General features: G+C 66.0%; 17 protein-coding genes. 7 read left to right on the top strand and 10 right to left on the bottom strand.

Annotated features, from left to right (window positions below):
- Positions 1-2: 2 nt before the first annotated feature.
- From IE113_RS14115 to IE113_RS14095, 5 genes are all read right to left on the bottom strand, one after another.
- Positions 3-797, bottom strand: a complete 795-nt coding sequence (locus IE113_RS14115; protein ID WP_189542598.1) for an SDR family oxidoreductase — start codon at positions 795-797, stop codon at positions 3-5.
- Positions 798-816: 19 nt separating this feature from the next.
- Entirely contained in the window at positions 817-1,605 is a 789-nt protein-coding gene (locus IE113_RS14110) for an SDR family oxidoreductase (protein WP_189542596.1), read from the bottom strand.
- 3 nt (positions 1,606-1,608) lie between these two features.
- Positions 1,609-2,421 (bottom strand): SDR family NAD(P)-dependent oxidoreductase, encoded by an 813-nt coding sequence (locus IE113_RS14105; RefSeq protein WP_189542594.1) that lies wholly within the window; start codon positions 2,419-2,421, stop codon positions 1,609-1,611.
- On the bottom strand, positions 2,418-3,941 hold the full coding sequence (locus tag IE113_RS14100) for a class I adenylate-forming enzyme family protein (RefSeq protein WP_189542592.1): 1,524 nt from the start codon (positions 3,939-3,941) through the stop codon (positions 2,418-2,420). The genes IE113_RS14105 and IE113_RS14100 overlap by 4 nt, the downstream gene beginning before the upstream one ends.
- 134 nt (positions 3,942-4,075) lie before the next feature.
- Complete coding sequence (locus IE113_RS14095) at positions 4,076-4,636, bottom strand: TetR/AcrR family transcriptional regulator (protein ID WP_189542590.1); 561 nt, start codon at positions 4,634-4,636, stop codon at positions 4,076-4,078.
- Positions 4,637-4,690: 54 nt separating this feature from the next.
- Between IE113_RS14095 and IE113_RS14090 the strand changes: the two genes are divergently transcribed.
- From IE113_RS14090 to IE113_RS14080, 3 genes are read left to right on the top strand one after another with little or no spacing between them, the layout of a single operon-like run.
- Positions 4,691-5,887 (top strand): cytochrome P450, encoded by a 1,197-nt coding sequence (locus IE113_RS14090; protein WP_189542588.1) that lies wholly within the window; start codon positions 4,691-4,693, stop codon positions 5,885-5,887.
- Positions 5,887-7,362, top strand: coding sequence for an aldehyde dehydrogenase family protein (locus IE113_RS14085; protein ID WP_189542586.1), 1,476 nt, complete (start codon positions 5,887-5,889; stop codon positions 7,360-7,362). Before IE113_RS14090 ends, IE113_RS14085 begins: the two co-directional genes overlap by 1 nt.
- Positions 7,363-7,374: 12 nt before the next feature.
- Entirely contained in the window at positions 7,375-8,163 is a 789-nt protein-coding gene (locus IE113_RS14080) for an SDR family oxidoreductase (RefSeq protein ID WP_189542584.1), read from the top strand.
- Between the two features lie 11 nt (positions 8,164-8,174).
- Here IE113_RS14080 and IE113_RS14075 read toward each other — a convergent pair whose 3' ends face one another.
- Positions 8,175-9,104, bottom strand: coding sequence for a LysR family transcriptional regulator (locus IE113_RS14075; protein WP_189542582.1), 930 nt, complete (start codon positions 9,102-9,104; stop codon positions 8,175-8,177).
- Between the two features lie 77 nt (positions 9,105-9,181).
- On the opposite strand from IE113_RS14075, the gene IE113_RS14070 reads away from it, so the two are divergent.
- Complete coding sequence (locus IE113_RS14070; RefSeq protein ID WP_189542580.1) at positions 9,182-9,988, top strand: sterol desaturase family protein; 807 nt, start codon at positions 9,182-9,184, stop codon at positions 9,986-9,988.
- 3 nt (positions 9,989-9,991) lie between these two features.
- On the opposite strand, the gene IE113_RS14065 is transcribed toward IE113_RS14070, so the two are convergent.
- Genes IE113_RS14065 through IE113_RS14055 form a run of 3 tightly spaced genes read right to left on the bottom strand, consistent with a single transcriptional unit; the run spans position 9,992 to position 12,048 of the window.
- Positions 9,992-10,174, bottom strand: a complete 183-nt coding sequence (locus IE113_RS14065; RefSeq protein WP_189542578.1) for a rubredoxin — start codon at positions 10,172-10,174, stop codon at positions 9,992-9,994.
- Positions 10,171-11,394: a cytochrome P450 gene (locus tag IE113_RS14060; protein WP_189542577.1), complete on the bottom strand. Its 1,224-nt coding sequence runs from the start codon at positions 11,392-11,394 to the stop codon at positions 10,171-10,173. The genes IE113_RS14065 and IE113_RS14060 overlap by 4 nt, the downstream gene beginning before the upstream one ends.
- A gap of 30 nt (positions 11,395-11,424) precedes the next feature.
- Entirely contained in the window at positions 11,425-12,048 is a 624-nt protein-coding gene (locus tag IE113_RS14055) for a TetR/AcrR family transcriptional regulator (RefSeq protein WP_189542576.1), read from the bottom strand.
- 189 nt (positions 12,049-12,237) lie between these two features.
- Here IE113_RS14055 and IE113_RS14050 point away from each other — a divergent pair, with 189 nt between their 5' ends.
- Entirely contained in the window at positions 12,238-13,068 is an 831-nt protein-coding gene (locus tag IE113_RS14050) for a coniferyl-alcohol dehydrogenase (RefSeq protein WP_189542574.1), read from the top strand.
- Between the two features lie 3 nt (positions 13,069-13,071).
- Here the strand turns inward: IE113_RS14050 and IE113_RS14045 are convergent, their stop codons facing one another.
- Complete coding sequence (locus tag IE113_RS14045) at positions 13,072-13,752, bottom strand: TetR/AcrR family transcriptional regulator (protein WP_189542571.1); 681 nt, start codon at positions 13,750-13,752, stop codon at positions 13,072-13,074.
- A 145-nt stretch (positions 13,753-13,897) separates the two neighbouring features.
- On the opposite strand from IE113_RS14045, the gene IE113_RS14040 reads away from it, so the two are divergent.
- Together IE113_RS14040 and IE113_RS14035 are read left to right on the top strand one after the other, a co-directional pair.
- Positions 13,898-14,689: an SDR family oxidoreductase gene (locus IE113_RS14040; RefSeq protein WP_189542569.1), complete on the top strand. Its 792-nt coding sequence runs from the start codon at positions 13,898-13,900 to the stop codon at positions 14,687-14,689.
- The gene (locus IE113_RS14035) at positions 14,686-16,074 is read left to right on the top strand and encodes an MFS transporter (protein WP_189542567.1); all 1,389 of its coding nucleotides are present in this window, start codon (positions 14,686-14,688) and stop codon (positions 16,072-16,074) included. Before IE113_RS14040 ends, IE113_RS14035 begins: the two co-directional genes overlap by 4 nt.
- Positions 16,075-16,096 lie beyond the last annotated feature (22 nt).

Genomic DNA, 16,096 nt, shown 5'->3' with positions numbered 1-16,096 from the left:
CCTTACTTCGGCGGCATGCGGATCGCGCCGTCGAGGCGGATGCACTGGCCGTTGAAATAGGTATTGCGCGCCAGCTCGCACACCAGCGAGCCGAATTCCGGCGGCTTGCCGAGGCGCTTGGGGAACGGCACCGATGCTTCAAGGCCCGCAAAGATCGCCGGGGCCTTATCCTGCACCGCCAGCATCGGGGGGGTGGCGAAAATGCCCGGCAGGATCGCGTTGACCCGGATGCCGACGTCCATCAGATCGCGCGCCATCGGCAGGACCATCGCGTTGACCGCGCCCTTGCCGCCGCCATAGGCGACCTGCCCGATCTGGCCATCCTGCGATGCAGCGGACGACGTCATGATGATGCAGCCGCGTTCACCGTCCTCGTTCAGCGGGTCGGAATTGGCCATGCCCAGCGCGGCGTGGCTGGCAATGCGGTAGCTGGCGGTGAAGATGCCTTCCGCCGAACGCGCGATCATTTCGGTCGGGTTGCGCTTGTAGCCGCCGGTGGTCTTGTCGAACGAGATCGTCTTGCCCCCGCCGGTGACCACCGCGCAGTGGACCACGATCCGTTCCTGCCCGTGAGCGGCGCGGGCCTTTTCATACCCGGCCACGACGCTGTCCTCGGACGTGATGTCGACCTTGCAGAACACGCCGCCGATGGCCTTGGCGACTTCTTCGCCGCCAGCTTCGTTGACGTCGAAAATGGCGACTTTCACGCCAAGCGCCGCCAGCGCTTCGGCGCTCGCGCGGCCAAGGCCGGATGCCCCGCCGGTCACGATGGCGGCGATGGTGTTATCAAGCTTCATGGGGTACTCCTGTGCTGGTTCATTGCAGTGCCTCGATATTCCCGCCGTCCACCACCAGCACTTGCCCGGTGATGTAACCGGCGCGGGCCGAACAGAGGAACGCGGCCGCATCGGCCATGTCCTCGGGCGTGCCCATCCGCCGCACGGGCCATTCGGCCACGCGCTCGGCGATATGCTGGTCGTAAGTCTGGCCTTTGTCAGCCGCGATTTTCGTGAAAACCTGCCGGAACTGCGGCGTGGCAATCGCCCCGGTGCCCAACGTGTTGACGGTGATGCCGAACGGCCCCAGCTCCGCCGACAGAGTCTTCGACAGCGCCAGCGCGCCAACCCTGTAGGTATTCTGCGCGGCGCGCGGCAGCTTGCGGTGGGGCTGCTTCACCGAATTGGTCCCGATGGTCAGGATCCGCCCCCAGCCCTGCGCGCGCATCTGCGGAAACACCGCCTGCACCAGCCACCGAAACGCCATGACGTTGTTGGTGTTGGCCGCCGCGAACGTATCATCATCGACGTCCAGAAACGCACCCTTGGGGCCGGAATCGACATTGAAGATCGCGATGTCGGGCGCGGCGCCGAACGCATCGATGCAGGCCTGCACCGCACGGGCGATGCCATCCTGCGTGGTGCAATCCGCTGAAATGCCCGCGCAGCCATGGCCGATTTCCGCGACCGCCAGATCGATATTCGCCTGCGTCCGCGCCGCGATCATCACCTTGCAGCCTTCGGCGGCGAAGCGCTGCGCGCAGGCCAGGCCGATCCCCTGCGACCCGCCGGTCACCAGCGTCACTTTGCCCGCGATGCCAAGGTCCATCGCCTAATGCTCCTGCTGCGCTTTGAGCCGCTGCTGGAGCAGTTCATTGCGGCTACCCGCCGGGGCGATGGTCGATCCGCCGTCCAGCTTGATCGAGGTGCCGGTGATGTAATCCGCCGCTGGCGAAGCCAGGAACAGGCACGCGCGCGCCACGTCCGCCGGCGTGCCCGCGCGGCCGACCGGGACGGTTGCGCCGTACGCCTCCAGCCCGTCATCCCCCAGCACGGCGCGCGCCCGGGCGCTGGCGACAAGGCCGGGATTGACCGCGTTGACCGTGATCCCCTCGCCCACCACATCGCAGGCCGCACCGCGCACGAACGCATCGAGCGCCGCCTTGGCCATGCCATAGGCGGTCATGTTCGGCACGACCGAGGCTGTCCCGTTGACCGATCCGATCGCAATGAACCGCCCGCCGCCGGGGGCCTGCGCCAAATGCGGGCGTCCCGCCTGGAGCAGCCACCAGGCCGCCTTGGCGATGCTGGCGAACCCGGCTTCCATCGCGTCATCGCTGACGTGGCCCAGCCCGCCGTGGGGAATGTCCGCCGCGCAGTGGACGATCACGTCCACCCCGCCGAACTCCGCCACCGTCGCCGCAACCAGCGCGTCGCACTGCGCATGGTCCTTGACGTCCAGCTGGAACAGTTCGGCCATGCCGCCCCCATCGAGGATCGCGGCGAGCGCTTCCTCGGCATAGGACATGGTGCGCGCGCCGATCATCACTTTTGCGCCCGCAGCGGCAAAGGCTTCGGCAATGCCGCGCCCCAGTCCGCGTCCGGCGCCGGTGACGATCACGCGCCTGCCCGCGAATTCGCTCATGCCGCCTGCTCCTCGAACAAGGCCCGCAGGCCGGGCGCCGATGGCTTCATCGACGGGGTGCGCGGGAAATCCGCGACGAACCGGAAATGCACCGGCACCTGATAGGCAATCAGCCGCTCTTTCAGGAAGGCTTTCAGCGCGTCCAGGTCCGGCGCTTCGGCCCCGTCGCGCAGGATGATCGCGGCGGCCGGAACCGCACCCAGCCGGTCATCAGCTACGCCGACCACGGCAGCCTCGCGCACTGCCGGATGCTGGTGCAGTGCCTTCACCACGTCGTCGGGGTGGACCTTGAACCCGCCGCGAATGATCGCGTTGTCGGCGCGGCCCCGGATGAACAGGAAATTGTCCGCATCCAGCACGGCCCGGTCGGTCGTGCGCAGCCATGCGCCGCCGTCGATGCGGTGGACCGGCCCCAGCTGATCGCCTTTGAGTTCCAGCAGGCCCTCGCTGCCGAGCGGCAGCGGCGCGCCCGTTTCGGGGTCGACGATCCGAGCGGCCACGTTGGCGTGGACCCGGCCCGCCGCGCCGCGCTTTGCCTGCCAGTGGGCGCGAAAATCGTCGAGGCTCCACCCGGCAATCGCCCCGGCAAATTCGGTCGCGCCATAATTGGCCAGCACCGGGATGCCGTACTTGTCCAGCACCGCATCGACCAGTTCGGGCGGCAGCGGCGCGGTGCCGCTGATTACCGCGGACAGGCTGGACAGCGCGGCAGGATCGACGTCGGCCTCCAGCAGCATGCGCAGCGCCGATGGCACCGCGCCCGCCACTTTGGGCCGGTTGCGGCGGATCGCATCGACCCAACCTGCGACCGTGAACTTTTCCAGCAGCCCGATCTTGCGGCCCGCCAGCAGTGCGCCGATGCAGCCATAGATCCCGCCGATATGGGTCAGCGGATTGTTGACCATCGTCACGCCAGAGCGAAGCTGCGGTCGGTCGGCAAATTCGCGGTTCCGCTCGTACTTGGTGAACCCGGCAAAGCTGGCCTCGAACGAGGCGCGGGTCAGCGGCACGCGCTTGGGCGCGCCAGTGGTGCCGCTCGTCAGCATCTCGATCGCCACGCCGGGCGAGGTTTGCGCTGCGGCGCTTGGGCGCTCGCACCCGGGCAGCAAGCGCACCCCCTCCAGCCGCGCGCCAATCACGATCACGGCCGTGCCCGCGCGGGCAAAGCTGGCGGCAATGCCGGGACGCGCCGCATCGCCTTCGTCTGCCACGATCACCGGCAGGCCCAGCGTTTCGACATCGGCGAACAGCTTGTCGTCAGGCAGTGCGGGGTTGAGCGAGACAAGGCAGCGGTCCGTCGCCAGCACTGCCAGGATCGCCGCGATATGGCCGGGCCGGTTGCGCAGCATCACCCCCACGCGCGCGTCGGGCGGCAGGTCCATGCCCGCCAGCGCGGCCTCGATTCCCGCCACGGTGCGGGCCAGATCGCCCCACGAATAATCGCGGCCTTCAAAGTCGATCTCGGCCCGGTCCGGGTCCAGCGCCATGATCGCGCGCAACGTATCGGTCATCGCGGACATCAGCGCGTCCGCCCCGCCGCAGCGCCCTTGGCCCCGCCAGTTCCCCGCCGGCCCGCAAGCCGCGCTGCCCATGCATCCAGATATCCCATGCGGCAATTGTGCCGAGATATATCACCTAGTGCAATAACTCTTTCTCAATCGATCAGCGACTGGAATGCCTGCACCAGCCAAGCGCGCGTTTCATCCGACAGCGCGCCGTCCAGCGCGGCGAGCGGATAGACCTGCCGGTAGAGCGTCAACCCCGATGCCAGCAACGAAAAGCAGGCCGCCTTTTCCGCGCCACGCACTGGCCCGTACCAAGCGGCCAGAGGTTCCAGGAACAGTTCGGTCAGCAGGCGGTCGGTAATAGCGCGCGCGGTCGGATCGGCGCTGGCCAGCAGCATCATCGGCAGCGGATTGCGTTGCTGCGGCGCGGGGGCCAGCAACATCCGCACCACCGCTTCGCCAAATTGATCGCGCGGGAATCCCAGGACCACCCGCGCATCAAGCAGTGCCGAAAGCGCCGCTTCATACAGCTTTTCCTTCGACCCGAAGTAGCGGCTGACCAGTGCGGGATTGACCCCGGCAGCGGCCGTGATCTCGCGCACGCCGGTATCGGTATAGCCCTTGGTCGAGAATGCCTGCTGCGCAGCATGCAGAATTGCTGCGCGGGTGCGCGCTGCATCGCGTTGGGGGCGGGGATCGGCGTCGGCCATTGACATGATATGTATACCGCTGTTTACTTAAGCGCAAGTCAGGAGAACGACTCGATGGGAGAAGCTGTGGGCGGACCGGTACGCGAACCGGTCTTCGAATTCGACTATGTGCGTGATCCGGCCATTCTGGCCGACGTGCACGCCGGATACTGGCGCCTTAAGGAAACGGCCCCGCCGGTATTCTGGACACCGTGCAACGGCGGCCACTGGGTGGTGAACTGTGCGGACGCAGCGATTGAGGTGCTGCGGCATCCCGACCGGTTTTCCAGCAAGTTCCTGTCCATCCCCCCCAACCCCAACCAGCCGCGCATGATCCCGGAATCGCTCGATCCGCCGGAGCATCGCCCCTATCGCCAGCTGCTGCGCCCGTACTTCGAAAGCAAGGCGATCGAACCGCTGGAGCCGCGCATCACCGAATGGGCGGAAAAGCTGATCGGCGATGTCGCGGACAAGGGCGGCTGCGAATTCGTCGACGCGCTGGGTTCGCGCTTTCCGGTGTCGGTGTTCATGGAAATGTTCGGGTTCCCGCTGGACCAGTTCGATTTCTTCCGCGCCACCGTGGTCGAATACTTCGACGCGCAGGTCGATGACCAGCGCCGCATGGAACTGACCATGCAGATTCTGGGTGCGCTGACTCAACTGATCGAGGCGCGCCGGGTGGAGCCGAAGGACGACCTGGTGTCCACGCTCGTCCACGTCGATTTCGAGGGCCGCAAGCTGTCGCAGGACGAGCTGATCTCGATCGGGTTCCTGATGTTCCTGGCGGGGCTAGACACGGTGGTCAACGCGCTCGCCTTTGGCATGCGCCACCTGGCGAATGATGCGGCGCTGCGCACCCGGATGATCGAGGACCATGACGCGATCCCGGCCATCGTCGAGGAACTGATGCGCCGCTACACTTTCGTGTCCACGCCCCGCTACATCACGCAGGATACGGTGGTAAGCGGCGTGCAGTTCTACGCCGGGGACTCCGTGCTGGTGCCGCTTAACGTCGTCGGCTGGGACGAAAAGCTGACCAGTTGTCCCGCCGAAGTGCGGCTGGACCGCCCGCACTGCCGCCACGCCGGATTTGGGTCGGGCATTCACACGTGCCTGGGCATCCACCTCGCGCGGCTCGAAATGGTCACGTTCTACCGCACCTGGGCCGAGAAGATCGGCCACTTCCGCATCGCCGAACAGGCCCCGCTGCGCTTTCGCGGCGGATCGGTTCAGGCGCTTGAAGCCCTGCACCTTGAATGGGAGCCGAAATAATGACTATCGCCATTCCCACCGTCCACCTTCACCTTGGCCACGAGACGCGAACCAGCGGTTCAGGCGGCACCCGCACCCACATCCACCCGGTCAGCGGCGAGGCACTGGCGGAGGTTCCGCTGGCCGGTCCCGCTGAAGTAGAAGCCGCAGTCGCCAAGGCTGAAGCCGCGCGTGAAGGCTGGCGCCGGACCTCGCCCGAGGCGCGCAGGGCGATGCTCTACAAGCTGGCCGACCTGCTGATGGAAAAGCAGCAGCAGTTCGCCGAAATGGCTGCGCTGGATGGCGGCACCCCGCTGATGCAGGGCGCGCGCGGGGTGGAAACCGCCGTAAGCTGGATGCGCTACTACGCGGGCTGGTGCGACAAGCTGACCGGCGATCTGATGAGCACGTTCGATACGCGCGGCGAATTTTCCTATTCCGTACCCGAACCGATCGGGATCGTCGGGATCATCAACACCTGGAACGGCCCGCTGATCGGCATGGGGATGAAAGTGTCCCCCGCCCTCGCCGCTGGTAACTGCGTGATCCTGAAGCCCGCCGAAATCACCCCGTTCGCGCCCGAGTTGTTCGCGCAGTGCTGCAAGGAAGCGGGCATTCCCGATGGCGTGATCTCGGTCTTGCCGGGAACGGGCGAAGCGGGGGACGCCATCGTGCGCCACCCGCGCGTGCGCAAGATCAGCTTCACCGGCGGGCCGATCACCGCGCGCAAGATCCTCACCGCCGCAGCCGAGCAGATCAAGCCAAGCGTGATGGAACTGGGCGGCAAGTCGGCCAGCCTGGTGTTCCCTGATTGCGACCTGCAAGCCGCCGCCGAGCGCGCGGTATTCTGGACCATCGGCTGTCTGGCGGGGCAAGGCTGTGCCCTCCCCACCCGGCAGCTCGTCCAGGCCGACGTCTATGACGAATTCGTCGAAAAGATGGTCGCCATTGCCCAGCAGTTCAAAGTCGGCGATCCAATGGAACCCGGCGTGATGGTCGGCCCGGTGATCAGCGCCGCCGCCGTGGAGCGCATCACCGGCATGTTTGATCGCGCGACGGCGGACAAGGCCTGCACGTTCCTGATGGGCGGCAAGCGCGCCGGGGGCGCCCTCGCCAAGGGCAACTTCATCGAACCGACGATCATGGTCGATGTCGATCCCGACCACGAAATCGCCCAGGTCGAAATCTTCGGGCCAGCCGTGGCGATCCTCAAGTTCCACACCGAAGACGAAGCAGTCGCCATCGCCAACAACAGCGAATATGGCCTGTCCGCCTATATCCAGACCAACGACATCCAGCGCGCCCACCGCCTGGCCGAACGGCTGCATGCAGGCGGCGTCTATATCAACGGCGGCTTCCAGATCAATTCGCACACCCCGTTTGGCGGGGTCGGCATTTCCGGCTTCGGCAAGGAAGGCGGTAAGGCCGGGATCGACGAATTCCTGCACTACAAGACCGTCACCATCGGCGTCGGCGCGCCGATCTTCCCCAAGTAAGGAGCCGGAAACATGGCTGACTTCACCAACGAAAACTTCCGCGTCGATGGCAAGGTGGCGATCGTCACTGGAGCTGGCGGGCGCGGCAATTCCATCGGCCGGGCCTATGCGGTTGCTCTCGCCAGCGCGGGCGCCAGCGTGGTCGTCGCGGACCTCAATGGCGAAGGCGCGCAAAAGGTCGCGGACGAGATCACCGGCCTGGGCGGCAAGGCGATTGCCGTGCAAGTCGACATAACCGACACCGCTTCGGTCGAAGCGATGGCGGCAGCAGCCAAGGCGGCGTTTGGCGGGATCGACATCCTGGTCAACAACGCCGCACTGATGGTGGAAATCGTCGACAAGCCGCTGATGCAGACCGATCGCGCCCGGTTCGACAAGGGCATGGCGGTCAACGTCTGGGGTGCGATCAACTGCGCGCAGGTGGTCGCACCGTTCATGGCGGAACGCGGCGGCGGGGCCATCGTAAACCAGGTGTCCGCCGGGGCCTATCCCGCGCAGTCCTATTACGGCGTCACCAAGATCGCGCTGCACGGGGCGACCACCACGCTGGCGACCGAGCTTGGCCGCCAGAACATTCGCGTCAACGCCATCGGTCCGGGCATGACCAAGACCGATGCGGGCCTGGCCCTGACCCCGGAAGACAGCCCGCTGGTCCAGGCCATCGCCTCGCGCGCGCCGATCCAGCTGCGCGACACGCCCGATGCGCTGTGCGGTGCGCTGCTGCTGCTGGTGTCCGAAGCCGGACGCTGGATGACCGGACAGGTGCTCAACGTCGATGGCGGCTGGGTGATGCGCGGCTAGTGTGCATTCAGTCAATTCTGAAGCCAGCTGCGATCCAGCAATTTCCGCAGTGCTTTGGTATATCGGATGGACAGGGCGGACCAATCGCGCCCGGCAAGACTGGCAAGTCCGATCTGGGCATGCCAGTCCTGCAATTCCGGAAGGTTCAGGGCCACCAATTGGCCGCGCTGCAACTCCTCGGCAATCGCACCTTCGATCGCCAGGAGTACCGCATCGCTTGAAATCGCGAATCGGATCAACAGGTCCAGATTTTCGCAGGCGAGGCGGCCAGTCTGGGCATCGGTTGATGCGCGAATGGCGTCATCGGAATCAAGTCTGGTGCGCGGCAAGTTAGGAGTAGCCCGGACAAAGGGCCGCAAGTCTTCAACCAACAAGTCAGCACAGCCGGCCAGCGGATGCCCGGATCGCACAAAATAGCCGGTCCGCGCCTTGCCAATCCTGTCGATCTGAATAGCTGGCTGCCCCGCAGCCGCGCGCCCGTCAGCAACGAAGAAGTCGATCTCTCCAGCCAGCAGTCCTGAAACCAGCCGTTCCACCGGCAATATGTGGATCTGCAAATCAACTTCTTGGCCGGGCTTCCAACACTCCACCAGCAACGGTTCTGCCAGTCGGCTGAACATCGGACCCAGCCCTATCCGGACTCGTCCGGCTTCACCGCTGGCTAGCTGCCTGGCCGCCTGTTCCAGGTTCGAAGCCTGACGCAACACCATTCGAGCCTGCGAAATCACATCCTGACCTGCCTCGGTCAGCACAATCCGGCCGGGCTCGCGGATGAACAGGGTAAGCCCAAGTGAATGCTCGAGTGCCTGTATCGACCGGCTGAGTGCTGGTTGGGAAATTGCGAGACGATCGGCCGCAGCAGTGAAGCTGCCGAAATCGGCAAGCCCGACGGCGTGGCGAAGATGCTTGAGATTCATGACCGCATCATGCGCTAATTGCATGATATCGTCTATAATTATGCATTAGACGAATGATTGTCGTTGCGCGATGTTCGCGTGACAACAAAACGGGGAGATTGATGGCCATGCAACCACAGCACTGGATCCTGGTCCTTGTCGCCGGCATCTTCGTGATCGAACTGCTGACCGGGCGGCACCGCAAGGTTCACCGCCCGCGCGACATCGCGATCATGCTGTCGGTCATTGCCTCCAGCCAAATCACCCGGGTGGGGATGGCCTGGCTGACCGCGACGGTGATCGGTCTGCTGATCCCGGCCGGCAAGGGCCTGTTGGCCGGCGCGCCGGTCTGGGCCGGGTTCATCGGCCTGCTGCTGGTGGCGGAATTCTGCCAGTACTGGATCCATCGCTGGGCGCACGATTCAAAGCGCCATCCGCTGCTCCACGGAATGCACCGCACCCATCACAGCGCGCCTTATGTCAATGTTACGCTGATGTACCGGACCAACCTGGTCTGGCCGCTGATCCACAGCTACACCTGGTGCGCGGCGCTGGGGCTTTACCTGGGCATGCCGGCTGCCACAGCCGCGTTCTACCTGACGATCATGGCGTGGAACGCGCTGACCCACAGCGACTGGCGCTGGGATGATGCGATCATTGCCCGTGTGCCGGGCGGCGGGCGGCTGACCCGGGCGATGGAACTGATCTTCGTCACCCCGCGAATACACCATACCCATCACGGCTATGGCAAGGACGGCAAGACCTATCGCAACTTCTGCACCATGCTGAGCTTCTACGACCGCCTGTTCGGCACGCTGCACGTGCCGGAAGGCCGCCCCTGGCGCTATGGCCTGCCCGGCGGCGAGCATCACTGGGCGCGACAGCTGCTCTATCCGCTGGTCCCGCTGGGCGAGGCCAAGCGCCGGTAGAGCTCAGTAGTCCTCATCCAGCGTGAAGTCCGCCTTGGACGCGGCGCATTCGGGGCAGACCCAGTCATCGGGTACGTCCTCCCACAAGGTGCCGGGGGCAATGCCCTCGTCCGGCCAGCCCAGCGCCTCGTCATAGACGGTGCCGCAATAGAAACAGAGGTAGCGGCGTTTTCCCGCCTCGCTCATTTGACGCTCCCCGGGTCCCAGACCAGTTCGAGGGTGGTGATCGTCGCCACCGAACGCGCGCTGACGCGGGGATTGGTGCCGGGCTTGATAGCGAAATCGGGGATCCGCTTCAGCCACTCCTCCAGAAAGATGCGCAGTTCGGTGCGGGCCAGCACCGACCCGACGCAGCGGTGCACCCCGCCGCCGAACGTGGCGTTGGCCCCCGGCTTGACCCGGTGGAAATCCACGGTCAGCGGATCGGCGAACTTGTGTTCGTCCAGCCCATCCATCGGGGTCGGCGCCATGATCATGTCGCCCGCCTTCAGCGTGACCCCGCCCAGTTCCACATCGGCCTTCACCTCGCGCGCCAGGATCGCGATGGCAAAGCGCCGCAGCAGTTCCTCGTTGGCGTTGGGGATCAGCTCCGGCTGTTCCACCAGCAGGCGGCGGTGTTCGGGGTGCGTGGCCAGGAACTGGGCATAGAACCCAAGCGTCGATGCCACCGTATCGAGCCCGCCCAGCAGCAGCAGCAGAATCATGCCAGTCAGGGGAAAGTCCGCGATCGGCTGGCCATCGACTTCGGCCTGCACGATCGTGCTGATCAGGTCAGTGCCGGGATTGGCGCGCCGCTCGGCCACTTTGGCCATGCCGTAAGCCATCAGCTTGGCCCCGGCCGCATTGCGCTCTGCCTCGGTTCCGCCGCGCATTGCCGCTTCGGCGACTTCGGTCAGATAGGGCCGGTCGGACGCGGGCAGGCCGACGATTTCCATGAAGATCGCAATCGGCAGATGCTGGGCGAACTGGCCGATGAACTCGCAGTGGCCATCGTGCTTGAAGCCGTCGATCAACTCGATCGACAGCTCGCGCGCGCGTTCGCCCAGCTTGCCCACGGCCTTGGGCGACAGCGCGGCTTGCAACAGGGCGCGATAGGGCGCGTGGTGCGGCGGATCGAGTTGCAGCGGCACCAGGGGCGGGCGGCTGTCATCGTAAGGGCCGACCATGATCCGGCGCGATGAAAAGTGATCGCTGTCCGCCAGCACCTTGGCCACGGTATCGTGCGTCCGCGCGATCCAGTGACCGCCGTTGTGCGGGGTCCACAGCACATCGGCAGGCCGCGATTGCAGGATTTCGCGCATCGAGCGCTGGTAGTCCAGTCCCTCCACCGGGAAGTCATAAAGATCGAAATCGATCACCCGGTCAGCCGGTACGTGGGCTGGATGGTCCAGTGCTGCACTTGTCATGGTATCTGCTCCTCTCCTGCCGGCCCGCGTTCAAGCGGCGTCCGGCGTGGTTCCCAAAAGTTCGGTCAGGATCGCGACCATCCGTTCCCCGGCGCTCGGTTCCGCTGCACCAGCCCCAAGCCGCGCCTCGGTAATCAGCTGGTGCGCCAGCGATTGCAGCAATATGCCCAGCACATCCGCCGACACCCGGCAGCCACCCGCGCGGGTAATGAAGGCCTGCGCCAGCTGGCGGGTGCGCGTAGCAATCTCGGCGGAAAATGCCCGGTAGCGTTCGGCCACTTGCGGGTTGCGCAAGGCTTCGAGCTGCAACTCGGCCTGAAACAGAAAGTCATCTGCATTGCGCGCGAAGGCATCGAACCGGCGCTGCAACGCGGGCAGCACTTCCGCGAGCGAACCCTCCGCATCCAGCAGCGCCTGCCACGCGTCGATTTCCGCCGCCTGATGCTGCGCCTGCAATTCCAGCAGCAGTTCATGCTTGTCGGCAAAGTTGGAATAGAACGCCCCGCGCGAGTAGCCGGCGCTTTCGCTGATCCGGTCAATCGAGGCCGCTGCCACCCCGCGGCGCGCGAATTCATGCCGCGCCGCCTGCGCCAGCCGGATGCGGGTTTGCGCCTGGCTCTCGCTGCGGCTGAGGCGCTGGGTACGCACGTTCATTCGGATACATCCTTGTATCTGGATGCCTGTGCATAGGTTGGGCGCCGCGCCTGCTTCCTTGACCCAGATCAACGCCGAGAAGCGCACCGCCACACAAATTGATTATACGTCAATTTTTGATTGAGCCACGCGACCTCCGGCGTTACCGTCCGTTCCAACCGAGACAACGACGACAGTTGGGAGAGACAGATGGCCGCCGATATCCTGGGCTATGCGGGCAAACGTGTGGTGGTGATGGGGTGCTTTTCCGGCACGGGCGAGGCTTGCGCCCGCCAGCTGGTGGCGCTGGGCGCCGAAGTGCACGGCGCGGATATCCGCCCTTCCCCCGTCGCAGGCCTCGCCTCGTTCACGCAAGTCGATCTGAAAGACGCGGCTTCCATCGAAGCGGGCGTGGCCGGGATCGGCGGCGAAATCGACGCGCTGTTCAACATTTCCGGCCTGCCGCAGACGTTTCCGGGTGAAGATGTCGTCACGGTCAACTTCCTGGGTATCCGCCACTGGACCCATGCATGGCTGCCCCGCATCCGCGCGGGCGGCGCGATCGTCACCGTATCGTCGCTGGGCGGCATGAACTATCTGGCCCGCCAGCCGCTGCTGGCCGAATTCATGGGCAATGCCGATATCGCCGCAGGTCGCGCCTGGTATCTGGCCAATGCCGCAACGGCGGGCGATCCCTATACCCTGTCGAAGGAAGCGGTGAACACCTGGACCCAGCAGAGCGCCCCCGCCCTGATGGCGCGCAACATCCGCATCAACTGCACCATGCCCAGCCCGATCGACACCCCGATGCTGGACGATTTCCGCAAGGTTGCGGGCGATGCCGTGCTGGGCGCCTTTGCCAAGGCCAAGGGCCGTTTTTCAACGCCGGAGGAGCAGGCCCTGCCGCTGATCCTGCTCAACAGCGATGCCGCCAGCTTTGTATCGGGCGTGTGCCTGGCGGTCGATGCCGGGCTGTCCGGCGGGCTGGCCACCGGCGCGCTCAATATGCAGCAAATGCTGGCCGAGGCTGCTGCGGGCTGAGCGTCAGCCCCGCGCCCCCAGCATGAACGCCACGGTATAGGCCGCCGCCGACTTGAGCGCGGCGTAACCAATGCCCTGATCTTCATGCGTGATAGGGCCGATCGCGGCGAGGCGCTCCAGCATCATCAGGATCGTCCCGGCGCAGGCCCGCGCCGACAGGTCGGACGGGGCAAGGCCAGCCGCCTGTGCCCGCGCGATCTGCTCGGTCAGCGCCCCCATCATCGGCGTCGCCGCCTGCATCCGGGCCTTGTAGAACCGGTCGTCGCCCTCCTCCGCCGCCAGATTGCGGACGCGAAAGATCGTGCGGTGGCGATTCCACAGCGCCGTATAAGCCTCCACAAACGGCAGTGCGTGCTGGGCTGCACCCGGCGCAAGCCAGTCCTGCCCCAGCAGCGCTTCCAGTTCGGGCGAGGTTTGCGAGGCGGTTTCCAGCGCTGCCAGCACCACTTCTGGCACGCCGCGAAAATAGACATAGAACGTGGCGGGCGAGGTATTGGCCGCGCGCGCCACATCCACCACCGACACATCGCGCAAGCCGTGCGTTTCCAGCAGGTCAACCGTCACATCGATCAACAGCTGGCGGGTGCGCTCCCCCTTCGAGCCGATCTTCTGGCCGTAATGGTTGTAGGCGTCAGGCCGAGGACGCGGCGCAGGTCTGGACTTGGTTTGCGCAGGTGCGGTCATGGTCGTTGCTGTTCCGGGGGCCGGAATGCCCGGCCCGGTTGAAATCTCTTCGCCGATTGCTTGCCATAAGGCAAGGAATTGACGTAACGTCAATAACTGGACGAGCGGGGCCGAACCCCGCCGGACCACTTGGGAGAATTGGGAAATGCACGAACTGGCAGGCAAAGTCGCGATCGTCACCGGTGCGTCGAAGGGCATGGGGCGGCACTTTGTGACGGCGCTGGTGGCGGCAGGCATGAAGGTTGCGTGCCTTGCCCGGGCTTCGGCAGAGCTTGACGCGCTGGCGGCCGAGCTGGGCGATGCGGTGCTGGCCATCCCCTGCGATGTCGCCTCGTCAGACCAGGCCAGCGCCGCCATCGCTGCTGCTGCCGCGCACTTTGGCCGGATTGACGTGGTGGTGAACAACGCCGCGATCTATCACCCCTTCGCGTTCGACACCGGGTCGGACGAGATCATCCGCGCGCACGTCGATGTGAATGTGCTGGGCGTCGCGTGGATCATCCGCGCCGCAATCCCGCACTTGCGCGCCGCGCAGGGCCAGATTTTCACAATCAGCAGCGAATCGGTGCGCCTGCCCTTCCCGATGCTGGCGCTCTACGCCGCCACCAAGGCGGCGGTCGAGACGCTGTCTGAAGGGCTGCGCGAAGAACTGCGCAGCGACGGCATCCGCGTGGGCATCCTGCGGTCAGGCTCTGTCTCCGGCGGAGCGGGCGGGGCTAGCTGGTCCGATGAAACCAAGGCCGCGTTCTATACCAAGATCCTCAGCACCGGCCACGCCGCGATGAGCGGCTCACCCGCCACGCCCGAATCGATGGCGCGCGCGCTGGTCGCCGCGCTGGCGCTGCCGCGCGACATCAGCGTCGATCTGATCGAAGTGCGCGCCGCGCAGGCAGGCCTGCCCGAAGGCGCAAAGGCCGTTGCCGGGGCCTCCGCTTGACCGCCGCGCGTATGCCCTGGGGGCTGATCGCCGCGCTGTGGGTCGCCGAAATGGCCAGCGCGTTCGAAAGCGCGATGATCCTTGCCGCGCTGAAAGTGCTGGTGGCGCAGTTCCGCGATCCGGCGATGGTCGGCTGGCTGGTTACGGGGTTCCTGATTGTCGGGGCGGCAGCGTCGGCCGTGGTCGGTCGGCTGGGCGACCTTTATGGCCGCCGCCGCGTGCTGCTGATCGTGCTGACCGGGGGCGCGATCGGATCGCTGATCAGCGCGCTGTCCAACTCGTTCGCCATGCTGCTGGCAGGCCGGGTGCTGCAAGGCGTGACGGCCACGATCCTGCCGCTGTGCATCGGGCTGGTCCGCGAAAACCTGCCCGCGGATCGCGTGCCGAGCGGCATCGGCCTGATGATTTCGGGCGCTTCGGTCGGCACGGCGGCAGGACTGATCGCGGGCGGCGTGATTGTTGACCACTTCAGCTGGCACGGCATCTTCGCCGCCAGTGCCAGCTTCTGCGCGGCGGCCTGGCTGGCCGTGCGGGTTCTGGTGCCGGTTTCGCCCACCGGCGTTTCGGGCGAGCCGATCGACTGGCTGTCGGGCCTGCTGTTCGCACCCGGCGTGACGCTGGTCCTGCTCTACCTGATGGGCGGCAAGGCCTGGGGCTGGGCCAGCGCCGAGGCCGTGGGCCTGCTGCTGGCGGGTATCGCGCTGTGCGCGTGGTGGGTGCAGCTCAGCCTGCGCAGCGCCAATCCGCTGATCGACGTCCGCGCGCTGGCGAGCCGCCCGATCGCCGTGTGCTGCGCGGCCAGCGCCCTGATCGCAATGGGAACCTTGCAGATCACAGTGTTCTTCTCGCTGCTGCTGCAAGCCCCCACCTGGACGGTCGCCGGACTGGGCCTCACTGCCACCGTGGCGGGCTTTGCCAAGCTGCCGTCCAACCTCACCTCGGTCCTCGCCGGGCCGCTGGGCGGCTGGCTGACCGGGCGCGGGGGCGGGCGGTTTGCAATGGTAACAGGCGGACTGATCACCACGCTGGGCTGGGTCATGGTGCTGATCGACGCCAGCAGCGTCGGCATCATCATCGCCGAACTGATCGTGATCTCGTTCGGCACGACAATGCTGTTCGCGGTCGCGCCGACGATCATCGCCGCCGCCGCCCCGCCGCAGCGCACCAGCGAAGTCACCGGAATGCTGGGCGTGATCCGCAGCCTGTTCATGGGGATCGGATCGCAGCTGGTCGCCACCCTGCTGGCGATCGACAGCGTGACGAACGGCCGGGAAACCTATCCCTCGCCGTTCGCCTATCAGGTGACGCTGGACGCGATCACTGCGCTGTCATTCGGCGCGGTGCTGGTATCGCTGGCACTGCCGGGACGGAAAGCGCCGGGCTGACGCGGCCTTTCCGCGCCCGCCG

This window comes from Novosphingobium arvoryzae (genome assembly GCF_014652615.1).
Taxonomy (GTDB): domain Bacteria; phylum Pseudomonadota; class Alphaproteobacteria; order Sphingomonadales; family Sphingomonadaceae; genus Novosphingobium; species Novosphingobium arvoryzae.
This window is presented reverse-complemented; position numbering and strand designations above follow the sequence as displayed.

Excerpts from the sequence above, each read along its gene's own strand:
- IE113_RS14090 (WP_189542588.1), top strand. The coding sequence starts at position 4,691 with ATGGGAGAAGCTGTGGGCGGACCGGTACGCGAACCGGTCTTCGAATTC.
- IE113_RS14060 (WP_189542577.1), bottom strand. The coding sequence starts at position 11,394 with ATGACAAGTGCAGCACTGGACCATCCAGCCCACGTACCGGCTGACCGG.
- IE113_RS14105 (WP_189542594.1), bottom strand. The coding sequence starts at position 2,421 with ATGAGCGAATTCGCGGGCAGGCGCGTGATCGTCACCGGCGCCGGACGC.
- IE113_RS14065 (WP_189542578.1), bottom strand. The coding sequence starts at position 10,174 with ATGAGCGAGGCGGGAAAACGCCGCTACCTCTGTTTCTATTGCGGCACC.
- IE113_RS14050 (WP_189542574.1), top strand. The coding sequence starts at position 12,238 with ATGGCCGCCGATATCCTGGGCTATGCGGGCAAACGTGTGGTGGTGATG.
- IE113_RS14115 (WP_189542598.1), bottom strand. The coding sequence starts at position 797 with ATGAAGCTTGATAACACCATCGCCGCCATCGTGACCGGCGGGGCATCC.
- IE113_RS14100 (WP_189542592.1), bottom strand. The coding sequence starts at position 3,941 with ATGTCCGCGATGACCGATACGTTGCGCGCGATCATGGCGCTGGACCCG.
- IE113_RS14040 (WP_189542569.1), top strand. The coding sequence starts at position 13,898 with ATGCACGAACTGGCAGGCAAAGTCGCGATCGTCACCGGTGCGTCGAAG.
- IE113_RS14085 (WP_189542586.1), top strand. The coding sequence starts at position 5,887 with ATGACTATCGCCATTCCCACCGTCCACCTTCACCTTGGCCACGAGACG.
- IE113_RS14045 (WP_189542571.1), bottom strand. The coding sequence starts at position 13,752 with ATGACCGCACCTGCGCAAACCAAGTCCAGACCTGCGCCGCGTCCTCGG.
- IE113_RS14080 (WP_189542584.1), top strand. The coding sequence starts at position 7,375 with ATGGCTGACTTCACCAACGAAAACTTCCGCGTCGATGGCAAGGTGGCG.
- IE113_RS14075 (WP_189542582.1), bottom strand. The coding sequence starts at position 9,104 with ATGCAATTAGCGCATGATGCGGTCATGAATCTCAAGCATCTTCGCCAC.
- IE113_RS14070 (WP_189542580.1), top strand. The coding sequence starts at position 9,182 with ATGGCCATGCAACCACAGCACTGGATCCTGGTCCTTGTCGCCGGCATC.
- IE113_RS14110 (WP_189542596.1), bottom strand. The coding sequence starts at position 1,605 with ATGGACCTTGGCATCGCGGGCAAAGTGACGCTGGTGACCGGCGGGTCG.
- IE113_RS14055 (WP_189542576.1), bottom strand. The coding sequence starts at position 12,048 with ATGAACGTGCGTACCCAGCGCCTCAGCCGCAGCGAGAGCCAGGCGCAA.
- IE113_RS14095 (WP_189542590.1), bottom strand. The coding sequence starts at position 4,636 with ATGGCCGACGCCGATCCCCGCCCCCAACGCGATGCAGCGCGCACCCGC.